This is a genomic window from Nocardia pseudovaccinii (genome assembly GCF_050942345.1).
In the GTDB taxonomy this organism is placed as follows: Bacteria; Actinomycetota; Actinomycetes; order Mycobacteriales; family Mycobacteriaceae; genus Nocardia; species Nocardia pseudovaccinii.
Window position 1 is genome coordinate 6,648,007 of record NZ_CP192074.1, and the last position, 15,416, is coordinate 6,663,422.

11 protein-coding genes and 1 pseudogene are annotated in these 15,416 nt (G+C 63.2%); 3 read left to right on the forward strand and 9 right to left on the reverse strand.

The window, feature by feature from the left end:
* Positions 1-50 precede the first annotated feature (50 nt).
* Positions 51-1,343, forward strand: a complete 1,293-nt coding sequence (locus ACQPZ2_RS29915) for an FAD-binding oxidoreductase (protein ID WP_433527558.1) — start codon at positions 51-53, stop codon at positions 1,341-1,343.
* A gap of 111 nt (positions 1,344-1,454) precedes the next feature.
* Here the strand turns inward: ACQPZ2_RS29915 and ACQPZ2_RS29920 are convergent, their stop codons facing one another.
* The 8 genes from ACQPZ2_RS29920 to ACQPZ2_RS29955 form a co-directional block, all read right to left on the reverse strand.
* Positions 1,455-4,058 carry a CaiB/BaiF CoA transferase family protein gene (locus ACQPZ2_RS29920; RefSeq protein WP_433521514.1) on the reverse strand — a complete coding sequence of 868 codons (2,604 nt, stop codon included), beginning with the start codon at positions 4,056-4,058 and terminating at the stop codon, positions 1,455-1,457.
* Between the two features lie 34 nt (positions 4,059-4,092).
* A complete protein-coding gene (locus ACQPZ2_RS29925) occupies positions 4,093-5,538 on the reverse strand; it encodes an aminobutyraldehyde dehydrogenase (protein ID WP_433521515.1) in 1,446 nt (481 codons plus the stop codon).
* Positions 5,539-5,658: 120 nt separating this feature from the next.
* The gene (locus ACQPZ2_RS29930; RefSeq protein ID WP_433521516.1) at positions 5,659-6,147 is read right to left on the reverse strand and encodes an aromatic-ring-hydroxylating dioxygenase subunit beta; all 489 of its coding nucleotides are present in this window, start codon (positions 6,145-6,147) and stop codon (positions 5,659-5,661) included.
* Positions 6,148-6,173: 26 nt separating this feature from the next.
* A complete protein-coding gene (locus tag ACQPZ2_RS29935) occupies positions 6,174-7,448 on the reverse strand; it encodes an aromatic ring-hydroxylating oxygenase subunit alpha (RefSeq protein ID WP_433521517.1) in 1,275 nt (424 codons plus the stop codon).
* A gap of 63 nt (positions 7,449-7,511) precedes the next feature.
* A complete protein-coding gene (locus tag ACQPZ2_RS29940) occupies positions 7,512-8,363 on the reverse strand; it encodes an alpha/beta fold hydrolase (RefSeq protein WP_433521518.1) in 852 nt (283 codons plus the stop codon).
* A 135-nt stretch (positions 8,364-8,498) separates the two neighbouring features.
* The gene (locus ACQPZ2_RS29945) at positions 8,499-8,960 is read right to left on the reverse strand and encodes a cupin domain-containing protein (protein WP_433521519.1); all 462 of its coding nucleotides are present in this window, start codon (positions 8,958-8,960) and stop codon (positions 8,499-8,501) included.
* A 22-nt stretch (positions 8,961-8,982) separates the two neighbouring features.
* Positions 8,983-10,329: an amidase gene (locus ACQPZ2_RS29950; RefSeq protein WP_433521520.1), complete on the reverse strand. Its 1,347-nt coding sequence runs from the start codon at positions 10,327-10,329 to the stop codon at positions 8,983-8,985.
* A 149-nt stretch (positions 10,330-10,478) separates the two neighbouring features.
* A complete protein-coding gene (locus ACQPZ2_RS29955; RefSeq protein ID WP_433521521.1) occupies positions 10,479-11,678 on the reverse strand; it encodes an LLM class flavin-dependent oxidoreductase in 1,200 nt (399 codons plus the stop codon).
* A 687-nt stretch (positions 11,679-12,365) separates the two neighbouring features.
* Here ACQPZ2_RS29955 and ACQPZ2_RS29960 point away from each other — a divergent pair.
* Entirely contained in the window at positions 12,366-14,687 is a 2,322-nt protein-coding gene (locus ACQPZ2_RS29960) for a molybdopterin-dependent oxidoreductase (protein WP_433521522.1), read from the forward strand.
* A gap of 58 nt (positions 14,688-14,745) precedes the next feature.
* Positions 14,746-14,931 carry a hypothetical protein gene (locus ACQPZ2_RS29965; RefSeq protein ID WP_433521523.1) on the forward strand — a complete coding sequence of 62 codons (186 nt, stop codon included), beginning with the start codon at positions 14,746-14,748 and terminating at the stop codon, positions 14,929-14,931.
* A gap of 228 nt (positions 14,932-15,159) precedes the next feature.
* Here the strand turns inward: ACQPZ2_RS29965 and ACQPZ2_RS29970 are convergent.
* A pseudogene (locus tag ACQPZ2_RS29970) lies at positions 15,160-15,375 on the reverse strand (IclR family transcriptional regulator); the annotation flags it as partial.
* Between the last annotated feature and the right edge of the window lie 41 nt (positions 15,376-15,416).

Consider the following 15,416-nt stretch of genomic DNA (forward strand, 5'->3'; position numbering starts at 1 on the left):
GCGGCCAGCTGATCTGGCCGTCCGACCGGGAGTACGACAACAGACGAGTTATGTACAACCGCCGCATCGACACACGGCCCGCACTGATCGCTCGCTGTGGCACCGACGCCGATGTCGCCTCCGCACTGCGGTGGGGGCGCGAGCGCGAACTGCCGGTCAGCGTTCGAGCAACCGGCAGCAACTACGCGGGGCTGTCCGCCGGTCACAACGGTGTCGTCATCGACGTCTCCGAGATGCAGGGCATCACCGTTGACCTCGGATCCCGGACTGCCCGGGTCGCAGCCGGCGAGACCTCGGGCGCACTCCACAACGCCGCGGCGCCTCACGGGCTCGCGCCTGTCACCGGCATCATGGCCACAACCGGCGTCGGCCTGGTACTCGGAGGCGGGTTCGGCCACCTGCGGGCTCGAGCAGGATGGTCGGCCGACAACATCTTGGCCGCAACATTGGTGACCGCCGACGGGCAGACCGTAAGGGTCACGTTCGATGTCGAACCCGAACTGCACTGGGCTCTGCGCGGCGCAGGCGCGAATTTCGGCGTCGTGACATCCCTCGACCTCCACCTGCACCCCGTGGTACCTCGCATCACCAGCTGCACCATGATCTGGGGCGAGGATCGTCTGGAGGAGGGCTTCCGCGCAATGCGCGAGATGCGCAGCGAGTCCTCCAGGGACCTGGTCATGTTCGCCTGGCTCAAGATCGCGGAGGATCCGCAGATCCCGGCACGCCTCCGGGGCCGGCCGTCTCTGGAGCTCGCCGCCTGCCATCTCGGCACGTCCGAGGCCGCCGCCGAGATGACCCGAGTGCGGGCAGCAGCTAACCCGGACCATGAGTTCTCCGGTCCGGACACCTTCCGAGACCTCCACTTCCAGTGGAAATCGACTGCGCCGAACCGCCGTTCGATGGATGCCGTCTCGGCTCGGGAGCTCGACAACGACGTCATCGCCTACCTGGCGAACGCCACGCGCAACATGGCGATGCCCGGCAGCCGTCGAGTGATCGAACTGTTCGATCAGAGCGGCGCGATCGCCGAGACTCCCGATATGCCCAGCGTCCAGCCCCGATCGGTCGCGAGCGCCTGGAGCATCCGTCCCGCAGGAATCCGGGCCACAGCCGACATGGATGCGGTCGACGACGCCTGGGTCAAGGGCATCGTCGACGACGTGCTCGCCATGGACCAGGGCATCGACGATGCCTGCGCCCTGAACTCGATGAGCTGGACCGCGGGTACCGAACGCCTGAAGCGGATCTACGGCGCCGACTACGACCGGCTTGCCGGTCTGAAGAAGACATGGGACCCGGACAACGTCTTCGCCGCCAATCAGAACATCCCCCCAGCCTGACCCCTCTCGTCAGCGGTACCGCCCCACCGGGTCCGGCACTGCTGCCAAAAGGCCGACGGGCTCGAAGCCGATGATCTCGGCTTCGAGCCCGCAGGCCTTGCGTTTGTCCGGTCAGACGGCTCCGCGATCACGCAGCGACGCGATCGCCTCCGCGTCCAGCCCGAGCAGGTCACGGAGAACGTCGTCGGTGTCCTGTCCGAACGACGGTCCGCTCCTGTCGAGGTAGCCGCCGATGTAGGGAGGCGTCTCGGAGAACTTCACCGGCACCTCCCGCACCGGCCAGGTGCCGATATCGCGCTGCTCGACCTCCACCTGCCATTCGAGGTGAGCCAGCTGCGGATCGAAGTCACAGCGATCCTCTGCCGTCTGGCACACACCGGCGGGCACGCCGGCTTCCTGAAGCGCGTACATCAGCTCATAGCCGTCCCACTTCAAGGTCAGTTCACCGACGATCCGATCGAGATCGTCCTGATTGCGCAAGCGATCGGCCAGACCGACGAATCGTGGATCCGACGCCGCATCCCTCGCCCCGAGGATCCGAACCACCGCATGCCACTGCTCCTCGGTGAACGCCGAGATCGCAATCCACCGGTCGGTACCGCACGTCTGGTACGCACCCGACGGCGCCGCCGCCTTGTACGGCGAACGGTTACCGTAGCGCTCCCAGGACCGGCCGTTCACGGTGTAGTCCAGGACCGCGGTTCCAGTGAGGTAGAGGCCTGCGTCGACCTGGGACGAGTCGATCCAGCTCCCCTCCCCTGTGGTGTTCCGACGGTACAGCGCAGCCATCATCGCCGTGGCCATCTGATAGGCACCGAACCAGTCGAGGTAGGAGTACCCGATACCGGCAGGAGCCATCGGACTGGGGAAACCGGACATCTCGCTCAGCCCGGAGAACGCCTGCGCGGTTGGGCCGAAGCTCCGCATCCGTCCGTAGGTGCCATGCTGGCCCATTCCGGACTGCTGCACGTAAATGATGTCGGGCTTGATCGACTTGAGTACCTCGTACCCGAGCCCCATGCGGTCCAGCGTCCCCGGCGAATACCCCTCGATGACGAAGTCCGCGTCCTTGATCATCCCCTTGAGCAGCGCCTTACCCTCGTCCGACTTCAGGTTGAGACTGATCGACCGCTTCCCGGAATTGAGCTCCATGAACGTTCCACTGCGGTCGAGTTCGCTCGGGTCGTACTTGGTTGCAAGAGGTTCGGTTGCAGCATCGCGTTCTTCGCGGCCCCCATAGGGCACCTTGCCCGAGCCGGTGCGCATGGCATCCGGGCGGGACCGGTGCTCCACCTTGATGACGTCGGCGCCCAGCGCCGTGAAGAACCTGCCCGCGCCTGCACTGGCGAGCATCCACGTCAGATCCACGACGCGAACATTGTTCAGCGCGAACGGCTTTCCGTATCGACTCAACTCGGTGGTCACGGTTTCCCGGGCCCCTCCGGCCGCCCCTGTCGACGCCTTCGCGACTGCCAACTCCGCGAGCATCTCCTCGGTGTGCTCCCCCAGCCGCGGGGCACGTCGATCCGTTTTCCAGGGCACGTTCGGCGAGTACCACTTCGAGCCGATCTCGGTGACCGTACGACCGATCTCCGGCTCGTGGACGTCGACGAAAGCGCCGCGCACCCACCAGTGCTCGTCCTCGACGTTCTCCTCTGGACGACGCAGCGGGCCCCAGGTGAGCCCGAACTCCTGGCCGTCCCGCCAGAGTTCCTTGTTGAACTTGAAGCGGGCGATCAGGCGGTCCAAGACCGCGCCTACATGCAGGTCGTTCTCCGGCCTCTGCAGAAAATCGACGTCGAAGAACTTCGGATCGGCAAGGTCCATCTCCATCCCGTAGCGCTGAAGTACGGCAAGCGTAGACTCCGGCGGCGTCACGAAACCAGGGAGATAGGTGCGGTACGGGAGCATCCAGCGCCCGTCCTTGGTGGCCGAGATGGCCGTCGCAGAGATGTTCGCGAACGAGTGCCGGCAGGTCTGGCGATGGTGCGGCTGACGCTGGTACACCCAGTCGGGAAGGTCGGTCTCGGTGTTCTTGCTGACCGCGTCGTGCACGTTGCTCGACAAATCTTGCCCCTTCCCGGTGCGACGGGCGTACAGCAGCGCGGCAATCGTCTGGATCGCCGTGACCTCACCGACGATGTGATAGGCCTGCCACATCTGCGGAGCGATCGGCGGGGTGTCGTACTCACCCGACGGCTCCGGATCGTAGCCACAGTTCATCATCACTCCGCCGAGAGCGAGGTGAACGAGGTCGCTACCGTGGTAGTCGGCCCACGGACCATCGTCCCCGAAGGGGGTAATCCGTGCGTATACCAGATCCGGTTTTGCTTCTCTCAGTTCGGCGGCTCCGATACCTCGCGAGCTGAGGTAGTCCTTCTTTCGGGTGTCGATGACAACGTCAGCGCCCGCCGCCAACTGACGGAACTGCTGGACACCGTCCTCGCTGTCGAGGTCGATCACCACACTCCGCTTGCCGAAGTTGTAGTGCCAGAAGTACAGACTGCGGTTGGGCGACGGCTGATCACCGGCGAACGGACCGTAGGCACGGGTCCCCTCACCACCGAGCGGCTCGACCTTCACCACATCCGCTCCGAGCCCGGCAAGAACCTTGCCACAGTACTCGCCCAGCTCGTCGGCGAGCTCGAGCACGCGTACTCCGTGGAGGAAGCCCTCGGCCGGTGCGGCGTCTTTTCCGAGACTCGAGCCCATCATCGTTCCTTCCTCTGGTGTTCTCGGGCATGCATCGTCACGCCAGGGAAGCCATCACGTGCTTGACGTCGGTGTATCCGTCCAGGGCGTAGGCGGACTGGTCTTTGCCGTACCCCGACTCCTTGAAGCCTCCGTGCGGCATCTCCGAAGCGAGCACCTGGTGCGTGTTGATCCACACGGTGCCGGTGTGCAACGCGCGAGCCATCCGGAATGCGCGCCCGACATCACGGGTCCATACGGAGGACACGAGGCCGTACTTGTTCGCGTTCGCCCACTTGACCGCGTCGTCTTCGTCGATGAACCGCTCCACCGTCACCACGGGACCGAAGATCTCACTCGTCGCGAGTTCGTGGCTGTGCGGGACGTCGGCCACAATCGTGGGCTCCACGAAGTATCCGGGGAGATCCGGCCGGTTACCACCGGTGACGAGGGTCGCACCGTCGGTGACCCTGGTGAGGAAGTCCTCGACACGCGCCCTGTGCCGGACCGAGTTAAGCGGCGACAGCGTCGTCGCCGGAGAAGTCGTGGGACCGGGAACAAACCACGACGTCCGACTCGCCAGTCCAGCGACGACATCGTCGTAGACATTCGAGTGAACCAGCAGTCGCGTTGCGGCCGTACAGTCCTGGCCAGCATTGTAGAAGGAGCAATAGGCTAGGTGGTCCAGCGCCGCCTCCACATCGGCGTCATCGAAGATCAAGACAGGAGCCTTGCCACCCAGTTCCAGGTGGCACCGGGTCAGCGTCTTAGCCGCTGTGGCGGCAATTCGCTTGCCCGTCTCCACTGAACCGGTGAGCGACACCACCGACACGTCGGGGTGGCGCACCAGGGCTTCACCCACCCGGCCGTCACCGCAGACTACGTTGAGGACGCCTGGCGGCAGAATGTCGGCGCACAATTCGGCCAGACGCACGGTGGCCAACGGAGTGGTCTCGGCCGGCTTCACGACAACCGTGTTGCCAGCCGCGAGAGGAGCCCCGATCTTCCAAATCGCCACGGCGAGCGGATAATTCCAGGAGGCGATACCAGCGGCCACACCGAGCGGTTCACGCCGAATCATGGAGGTGTGGCCTTGGGCGTATTCACCAGCCGCCTTGCCCTCCATCAATCGGCCCGCCCCCGCATAGAAGCGCAGGTTGTCGGTCATCCCGGCGATCTGTCCGGGGAACCCATCCGGGAGCGCCCCGGCATCGCGGCGCTCCAGCTCGGCGAACTCGTCGGCATTCTTCTCGAGGACGTCGGCGATCTTGAACAGTGCGTTCGCCCTCTCACCCGGGGTGAGCCCCGCCCACTTCGGAAACGCCGCCTGGGCCGCCTTCACAGCAGCATCGACGTCCTCCGCAGTGGACCGTGGTGCGAGAGCGATTTCCTCAGCAGTCGCCGGGTCGAAGATCGAGTCGACATCGGTCGTCGACGGGGCCACTGACTCGCCATTGACGAAATTGCTCAGCTTGAGGGCAGAAGCCTCGGTCTGCGTCACCACAGTCACTTCCTTCTTGTTTGTCCTGCGCCGCACCGGTGGTGACGGCATCCGCTGTCGGGCAGCATGCGGCCCCGGACAGCGAGAAACGCCCCGGGCGTAGTTGCGCCCGGGCGGGGTTGCTCAGAAGAGCACGCCGACGTTTCCCGGTACGGTCTCGGAGTCGATGACGACAGTGTGGCTCACGAACCGGAGCTGACCGTTCTCATCGCGAGACAGTACGTCGTCATATCGACCGACGACTTGCAGTTCGGAGAGGCCGGATTTGTCCGCCGCGAAGAGCGTGAAATAAGCCTGGACCGAAACCGCGCTCTCCTCCGTCACCTTGGCCCTGAGGTTGGTGATCAGGTGGAGGGTCTTGGACAGGTTGTGCCACGCATACCCATTGGTATAGGCGGCCCTCTCCTTCAGCAGGATCTCACCGATATCGGTGTACCACCACATTCCTGTGGTCGATACGTTGTTGTGGGTGCCCACTCGGTAGATCGCATCGGGATGGAACATCGCGACCCAGTCATTGGGACGCTTCTCGTCCATTATCGAGGCATAGTGGGAGTACAGGTCCTCGACCTCGCAGCGCAACTCCACAGGGAGACGGATGTAAGTGGTCATCGTGTGTCCTTTTCGCCGTCCGCTGGTCAGTCGGTCTCCGGCGCACTGCCGGGCTTCGCGAGGTACTGGGCGTAGACCCGGTAGAACTCACGCAACGAGTACTCGTCTCGGGACTCCGAATTGTCACCACCGTTCCCGGGGTTGAAACCGCGTGACGCAAGACTGAAGCGACGTCCGGTGCCACCGGCGCCGATCTGGCAGCGGACGGCAGCCTCGGTGTCATCAGCACTGACCTTGCCCCAGGATCCCTGGTTGTCAGCGACGTGGTTGAGCATCTTCTGACGTTCCGCCTCGTCATCGTCGGTGGACGAGTAGACGACGATGTCCACACGAGCCTTGTCGGGGCTGAGCGGGACGACGAACTGGATGTAGCCACTGCGCACCTCGCGAACGAGTCCCGATGCACCGACCGAGGGCGAGCCGGGCTGGATGTCGAGGTTCGGGAATACAGCCAGGACCGAACCAGGCACCTCCACGTACTCCTCGTTCTCCTCCTCGAAGGACGTCTTCGAGTCCTGGGGGAACTCGACACCGCTGTAGCGCTTCATGTTTCGCAGGTAGCTCTTCACGTTCGGCTCCTCTGCCATCCAACGCAGAACCGAGTGTCCGGGAGCAAGCGCGTAGTTGGCGCCACGGTCTGCGTAGTGCGGGATCAGATCGTGCACCGCACGGTGCGTGAACTCCGGGTGATAGTTATCACGGAAGTTCTCGTGCCACAGCTTCCAGTTGCCGTTGTAGATCCAGCTGTTCCGACCGATGGCCTCGATCCCATTCACGAACGGAGCGAGATGTTCCTTCATCTCACCGAGGTACTCGTCGAGTGTCGGGATCTCCGGGTCGATCGCGACGAACACCAGATCGCCGAATGTGTCGACCTTGACCGGCGCGAGATTGTAATCGTTGCGATCGAACTCGGGTCCGTATCCCTGCTCGTAGGGCACGGCGATGAGCTGGCCGTTCAGGTTGAACGACCAGGCGTGGTACATGCACTTCAGGACTCGGCCGTAATTGCCGCACTTCTCTCCGTTGAGAACGGCTCCACGGTGCGTGCATGCATTGTGAAAGGCATTCAGCTCACCGTCGGCGTTACGCACGATGATCACAGGCTGATTGCCGATCGTGACAGTGAAGAAATCACCGGTCTTCTTGAAGTCGTGGACCAGGCAGGCGAACTGCCATGTGCGCGGGAACAGGTACTTCTGCTCGTTTTCGAAGACCTCCTGGCTGGTGTACAGCTGGCGGTCGATGTTCCGAGCATCCCACAGGGCGTCGACGTCCTGCTCGAGGGAAATCTGGGTCATTGCCGGACCTTCCGGGATTAATGGGGAGGGCGCGCGGTGGCGGCTTGTATTCGGAATCAGGGTTCAGCGGGACAGGAAGGCGGTCACATGACTCGCGAACTCCTGCTGTCTCTCCACCTGCACCCAATGCCCGGTATTCCGGAACACGACCAACTCGGAGTTCTCGAGCGCAGTCAGGAAGAAGAATGCCTCGGTCAGGCTGCAGAAGTTGTCGTCGCGCCCCCACAGCAGCAACGTCTCGTGCTTGATGCTGCGAACCTTTTCCTCCGGAGAGCGAGTATCGGGGTCCGGATCACCGGGAACCGACTGCCGGCGGTAGCCTTTTTCGATTCCAGGTTCAAGGGTGCGCTTGTAGCGCTCGTCGACAAGCTCCTTCAGATTGGGAAGCGCGTCTGCGTCGTGGACGAACGTGCGGATGAGTTGCTCCATCCGTTCCGGCGTCGGATCGTCGTAGTAGGCCCTGGACAGGAAGTTGCCGTGCGCCACTGGCGCGAGCAGTTGCATCCCGAAGCCCTTGAAGTACGGCCCCATAAGGATGATCCTGCCGACCAGGTCCGGTGCCGCCATTGCCATACGGAGCGAGACACCACCACCCAGCGAGTTGCCCACCAGGTGCGCCTTCGATATTCCCAAACCGCGCAGCAGTTCGATCAGAGTTCGAGCCGACACGGCATGGTACTCACCGGTCTCATCCTTCGGAACAGGCGAGGATCCGAAGCCCAGCTGGTCCGGAATGATCAGCCGGAACTTATCTCTCAGGTCCGCCACGTTGCCGCGGAAGTTGCTCCATCCGCTCGCCCCGACGCCACCACCGTGAATGAGCAGCAGTGGTTCACCGTCGCCACCAAGATCGTGATAGTGAATCGGCCCTTCGGACGTCTCGAAGATTTTCTGACTGGGAGTCTCAACTGACATTGTGGGCATCCTCTGCGGTTCAGGCAGGGCCACCCAGGCCCTCGCGTTATTGCCATGCTAACATGTTAGTACTGATTGGCTAGGGGCGGACGAAAATTCCGTCCAACTGCGTTTCGCGGTCGGCCCCGACGGTTCTCACTCGCCCGGCGGTCGGATCGGTTCAGCATCGGGTTCCACGAACCGCTTGTGGACGTTGCCGAAGTCGCCCTCCGGGAACACGATGAGCACGGACACTGGGTCCGGCCCCGTGTCGATGCCGTGCTGCGTGCCAGCAGGGATATAAGCAGTAGTGTGCTTCTCCACCCACTCCACGCGGTCGCCCACCTGCAGCCGCGCCCGCCCTTCCAGGATGAAGTAGATCTCGCCGACATTGTCATGAGTGTGCAGCGGATGGTGCTGGAACGGATCCATCCTGAAGTTCGACATCAGTAGGTCGGGACTACCACACGCCTGCGTGCTCACCAGGTTTCGGGACCATCCCTGGTCGTGCGCGACGGTGACATTGCCGATTGGCACGGGGGTGACGTCCTCGATCCGGATGAAGGAGACCTCTCCCTTGCGCCGATCCTCGTCGTTAGTGTCACGTCCTGCCATCATTGCCTCGCTTCCATCAAAACTTCTACTTCGCTGCCGACGTCGACAGCACGGCATCGATCCGTGCACGGCGGTGCGTCAGGTTCCACCCCGTGGCGGACACGGCGCATTCGACTTCGGCGGCGCCGCTCAGGAGCCATCGATCCGTACCCCACATACCGATCAACTGAACCGACGCCGGAAGCGCCCCCCCATTCGGGTCCGGTACCGGCACGGTCACCGAGGGAACGCCGAGGGACGCGAATGGAAGGTTGAACCTCGGGTCCCCCGTCCAGAGCACGCTGTCAGGGGCGACATCAGGTGCGCTGGGCGTGAGCAGGATATCGATCTCGTCGAACACGGCCGCGAACTCCTGAGCACCTCTCCGGCGGACCCGCTGCGCATTCACGTAGTCAGTTCCCGACACCTGATCCGCACTTTCGATCAGATCCCGCAGCCTGGGTCCGTAGTCATCAGCCGCTTCGGCGAACCAACGCTGGTGCGCCGCCGCGGTTTCAACCGGGAGCACCACCTCTGCGGCCGCAACCATTGCCTCAAAGCTCCGGGGAAGAGCAACCTCAACCACACGCCATCCGAGGGCTTGTATGAGGCCGATGGTCGACTCCAGGGCCGCGGCCTGGACCACTGACGCGCTGTCGAAATAGCGGTCCGGGATACCCACCGTGGGTCGACCCGTCGTCGGGACCGGTTCTGCGCCGACGATCTGGTCGTAGACGACCGCGACGTCCTCGACGCTCCGCGCCATGGGACCGGCGTGATCGAGGCTCCACGCGAGGGGGAGGACGCCGTCCCGGCTGACCGCCCCGTACGTCGGCTTCAGACCCACGACTCCGCAGTAGGCGGAGGGCCTAACGATCGATCCAGCCGTCTGCGTACCGATCGTGGCCGCGCACATGTCGGCCGCCAATGCGGCAGCGGATCCGGCACTCGAACCTCCCGGCGTGTGATTGACCGCCCAGGGATTCCGCGTCGGGGCAGGGTCTCCGCCCGCAAACTCCGTCGTCGCAGTCTTGCCGAGGATGACGGCACCCGCAGCCCGTAGACGGCGGACGACATCTGCGTCGCGGTCGGGCACCCAGTCGTGGAGGATCCGCGAACCAGCGGTGGTGGCAACACCTGCAGTGGCAATGATGTCCTTGATTCCGACGGGCACGCCGCACAGCGGCAGCGCCGCCTTCTCCAACTCCGACAACCCGTCGATAAAGTCGGCCTGACGCCGCGCTCCGTACTCATCGACCCGCGCCCAGGCCTGCACGGCGTTCTCACGCGCCTCGATCCTGGCCAGGAACGCCTCGACCGTCTCGCGTGCGCCGACCAGACCTGACTGGATTCGATGGACAGTCTCGACGACGCTCAGTTCAGCGGGTTCCACGTGGTTCCCCCGGAGACAGATCCAGCCGCGAGGATGGCGGCGCACCGGTGAATGCCGGCTCGGTCCACGTACCCGGGTCGCATGCAGCGACCACGCCGAGAGCCCGGCGGAGCGACTCCGACAAGGCGCTCGACCGGGCCACAGCCTCCTCAGGCACCGACCTTCTCGCTTTCCAAGACACTGCTGGAGTCACCGGAGGGGAAGTTGGGCATGACCTTGTCGGCGAACAGCTTGATCGAGTCGGTCATCTGGCCGTAACTGACATCCGGCATCGACCAGTACATGACGAGGTGCTCGGCACCGAGCTCCTCCTCGTACTTCTTCAGGCGCTCGGTCACGAACTCCGGCGTTCCGACGAAGATCTGCTCATGGCGCTGGAAGAAGTCGAACCAGTCGCAGTCCCGGTCCTCCTCGGTCAGTTCCTGATGACTTGCAATTAGGTTCTGGCGCCCGAGCCACGAATCGACTCCGTAGAAACCACCGAACAGCTTGTTCAGAGCGGGACGCATGACGGCCTCGGCCTCCTCCTGCGTCGACGCAACGAAGGTGGGCCGCATCATGCCGAAGCGCGAGTTGGCACCAGCGGGAAGGGCGCCGCCCGCATCCGCCTCGTTCGCGGCCTTGCGATAAGCATTCCAGATCTCCCGCGTACCTTCGAAAGTGTTCGCGAAGCAGAGAGTCCCCACACCGTTGCGCGCAGCCTGCTCATGAGACGAGACCGAATCGACCATCACCCAAGCCGGCGGGATCGGATCCTGGAAGGGCAGGGGAATGCCCTTGATCGCGATGAGCTCACCATGGGGTCCGTAGAACGTCGGGTCCATCGCTTCCTTCGGCACACCCTTCGCCTCCCACTTCGCGGGGAAGGTGAAGTACGTTCCGTCGTGGCTGAAGGGCTCACCGGACCAGAACTTGCGAATGACGTCGTAGGCTTCCCACATCACGTCGGCGTTGGTACGGCCGTGATCCCGCCCGCGCCCGACGGCATCGAAGTTGGTGCTGATCTTGGGGCTCATCCCCTTCATGAAGCCGAAGTCGAGGCGACCGCCACTGATGTGGTCGACGAAGGCGGCGTCCTCCGCTGCGCGCAGCGGGTGCCATGCCGGGAGGTTGAGTCCGCACAATCCGATCCGCAGATTCGTGGTGTTGGTAGCGATGTAGGAGGCGTACATCAGCGGGTTCGTGGGAGTCGGCGTGACACCCGTGTCCCAGCTGAAATGGTGCTCGGCACACCACACACCGGTGTATCCGGCAGACTCCAGCAACTTGGGAAGCTCGAGCCACTCATCGACCTGCGGGTAGCGGGATAGATCGCCCACATGGGCGAGAAGACCACTGTCAAAGCGCATGGAATACCTCTCAATACGATTGTGGTTCAGGGCGGTAACCCTTTGGTGGCCGCGCCTTGGTCAGATGGGCGTTCGAGTGACACCGTGACGGCGCGGGCGGCAGCCGTTGCTACCGCAGACCTCACCCCCGTGAATCATTTCCGGGAGCGCCGACCCGGATCCGCTGCGGGCAGTCATGTCGCCCGCAGCGGAGCCCTCGGTCGTAAGCGTCACCAAGCTACCTACTGCACCAATCATTGACATGCTAGAGAGTAGACCCTTCCCTTCGGGCCGTCAATCCGAAATGTGACACATATGGGGGATATTGTGTGCGAAATGACGCAACCTGTGGGTCGTTGATAGACGAAATCTGCCACATTTTGGGGATAAATCTCAACGATCAAGTGGCTTGAGAGGTCCGCTTCGTCGCACTCTTCATTGCTTCAGCATTCCTTCGGCGCAAAGTGGATTTCGTGCTTCAGTTCGCACATATAATCCTCCTGAAACGAAACGATTCGACGTTAGATCGCACCAGTTTCCATCACTGTGTCGTACGCCACAGAATGTCCTTGTAACGTGCAAGAATCCCAATGATCATCACGAAGGTGAACGAAGCGGTATCGGTCACCGACCAAACTGCTCGTATCGAGAACCACGAGTTGCTGGTTCGGCACCTGCTCTGGTAGCCACCCGTTGACAGAGAGAAGAATGCAGCGAATCTCCACGAGCGCCCATTGGGGCAATTACGAGGCCGTTGTCGACGGCGACCGCCTCCTTCGCCTCGAGCCAGTGGCCGACGACCCCGCACCGTCACCGATAGGTGACGGCATTGTCGACGCTCTACGTGACCGCACAAGGATCGAGGTACCGATGATCCGGCGCGGCTGGCTCGAGAACGGACCCCGACCTGCAGACGGACGGCGGGGGCTCGATGAGTTCGTCGAGGTCAGCTGGGACAGAGCATTCGATCTCGCCGCAGCCGAGATTCGTCGCGTACGGCGTGAGCACGGCGATGCGTCGATTTACGGTGGATCCTACGGATGGGCAAGCGCCGGCCGTTTCCATCACGCACAGAGCCAGATCCACCGCTTCCTCAACTTCGGGGGTGGGTACACCGGTTCGGTCGGCTCGTACAGTTTCGGCGCAATGGAAGCGATACTTCCACACGTCATCGGCGGCGGTCCTACGTCCGCTCGCGATCGGCAGCCGATGTGGCCGGAGATCATCGAGCACGGCGAACTGGTCGTAAGTTTCGGTGGTCTCGCCTCGAAGAACGCGCACGTGAATGCGGGTGGAGTAGGTCGCCATGAGACCCCGCTCATGCAGCGCGCAGCGCGCGACGCAGGAGTGGAGTTCGTCAATCTATCCCCCGTCCGCACAGATGCCGACCCAAATGTCGATGCACAATGGCTTCCGTTGCGACCGAACACCGATGTCGCCGCCATGTTGGGTATCGCCCACACGATGCTCGCCAGCGGCATCCACGACCGTGACTTCCTCGCTCGGTGCTGCACTGGCTTCGACCAGCTCGACAGCTATCTACATGGACTGTCGGACGGCATCCCCAAGGATGCCGAGTGGGCGGCCGCCATCACGGGGCTCGAGGCACGAGACATTCGTGACCTCGCGGAGCGCATCGCAGCGCGACGAACAGTCATCAACGTGAGCTGGTCGGTTCAACGATACGACCACGGCGAGCAAACCTACTGGATGGCAGTGGTTCTCTCCGCGATGTCCGGATCGATGGGCAAGCCAGGTGGGGGATTCGCGCCTGGCCTCGGGATCGCCCAGACGGGAATGCGTCCGTCTCGCTATCCGGTGGCAGCACTTCCCCAGGGCGTCAACCCGGTCACCATGTGTATTCCGGTCGCCCGCATCGCGGACATGCTTCTCGGGCCCGGCGAAACCTATCAGTTCAATGGCAAGGACTTGACCTATCCCGACATACGCTTGGTCTACTGGGCCGGCGGAAACATCTGGCACCACCATCAGGACCTCAATCGCCTGTTCCACGCCTGGCAACGCCCGCAGACAATAATCGTTCACGAGCACTGGTGGAACCCTATGGCGCGCTTCGCCGACATCGTCTTCCCCGTGGCCACCACACTCGAACGGACCGACTTCGCCGTTGGAATGGCGGATCTGACCGTCGCTGTCATGCAGCAGGTGGTCGCTCCACCGGCCGAGGCACGCACCGACTACGAAGTCTTCGCCGCTCTCGCCGACCGTCTCGGCTATGCCGCCGAGTTCACCGAGGGCCGCACGGCAGAAGAGTGGGTCGCCGAGCTCTATCGTCGGACCCGCGATAAGCTCGGGCAGGTAGGAGTGCAGATCCCCACCTGGACCGAATTACAGGAACGTGTTCGTTTCGAGCTGCCCGAGGCTCCGACGCCTACTGCCGGCAGCTACGCGCTCCTGCGTGAGGATCCGCAGGCGAATCCTTTTCCGACACCGTCCGGTCGGATCGAGTTGTACTCCGAGACAGTCGCCGGCTTCGGCTACGACGACTGTCCGCCTCATCCGACTTGGCTGGAACCGCACGAATGGCTGGGCGGCCCGAAGTCCGCCCGCCACCCGCTGCACTTGATCAGCAGCCAGCCCTCGGTCAGATTGCACAGCCAGCTCGACAACGGCCTGGTCAGCCGGAACTCGAAAGTATCGGGAAGAGAACCCATCCGGCTGAATCCCGCCGATGCAGATGCCAGAGGCATAAACGACAGCGACGTCGTTCGGGTGTTCAACGACCGTGGATGCTGCCTTGCCGGCGCGATCGTCACGGATGCCATCCGCCCCGGGGTCGTACTGATCACCACGGGCGCCTGGTACGACCCGACACGGCCGGGCGATCCGAATGGGCTTGAACTGCACGGCAACCCTAATGTGCTCACGCCCGACCGCGGAACATCCCGCCTGGCGCAAGCGACATCCTCGGGAAGCACCCTCGTCGAGGTCGAGAAGTACACAGGACAGGCCCCGGAGGTCGGGGTATTCGAGCCTCCCACCGTGGTGTCGGAGCGCAATCCGCTCTAATCACAACATCGGTTTTCGCATCTTCAACCACTCTGGAGTTTTGTGTCCGTCTCGAAGCGTGAGCTCTCCGCGCGCACTTTTCGTTCTGCCCCGGACACTCGCGCTGCTGCCGATGCTGGAGCCCTTCAGCATCGACACCCCATTTTCGGCTTTTCCGGCGATCCAGGACGATCTCGGGCTGGCTGACCACCTGACCGCAGTGTTCTGCTACGCCTCGGGATCGGTTCTTGCGGCGTTCCCGTAGGTCTCGACTTGCTGCTACTGGCAGGTCGTACAGGAACCAAGCGTCGGAAACGCCACGTGGCGAACATCGCCCACTGTCGTATCCCGAAGGGTGTACTGATCACTGCGGACCTGTCATCCACGTTGCTGGAGTACTGCACCCAGGAAAGATCTGCACACTCACGCCACGGCATCGTCGACCGACTTCGGCTGACTTCGGACCACGTGGTCCCTGAAACAGATGCGGATCTCATCCAACGGCGCGGGCCTCCAACGCACGCGACAGTGCCACACCGGCGGTACGAACCACCGGAGCGAGGATGGCCATGTTGGTCCCGTTCGCGGGAAATGTCAGCGAAAGCGCGGCAACAGCAAGACCATCCACCACAATCGGCGAAGCAATACAACATGCGCCGGATGCCGCTTCTTCGAAGTCGTAGGCAACGCGCGTTTGCCGCACCCGAACGAGTTCCTCTGCAACTTCGCCGGCTCACGGACCGATTTTTC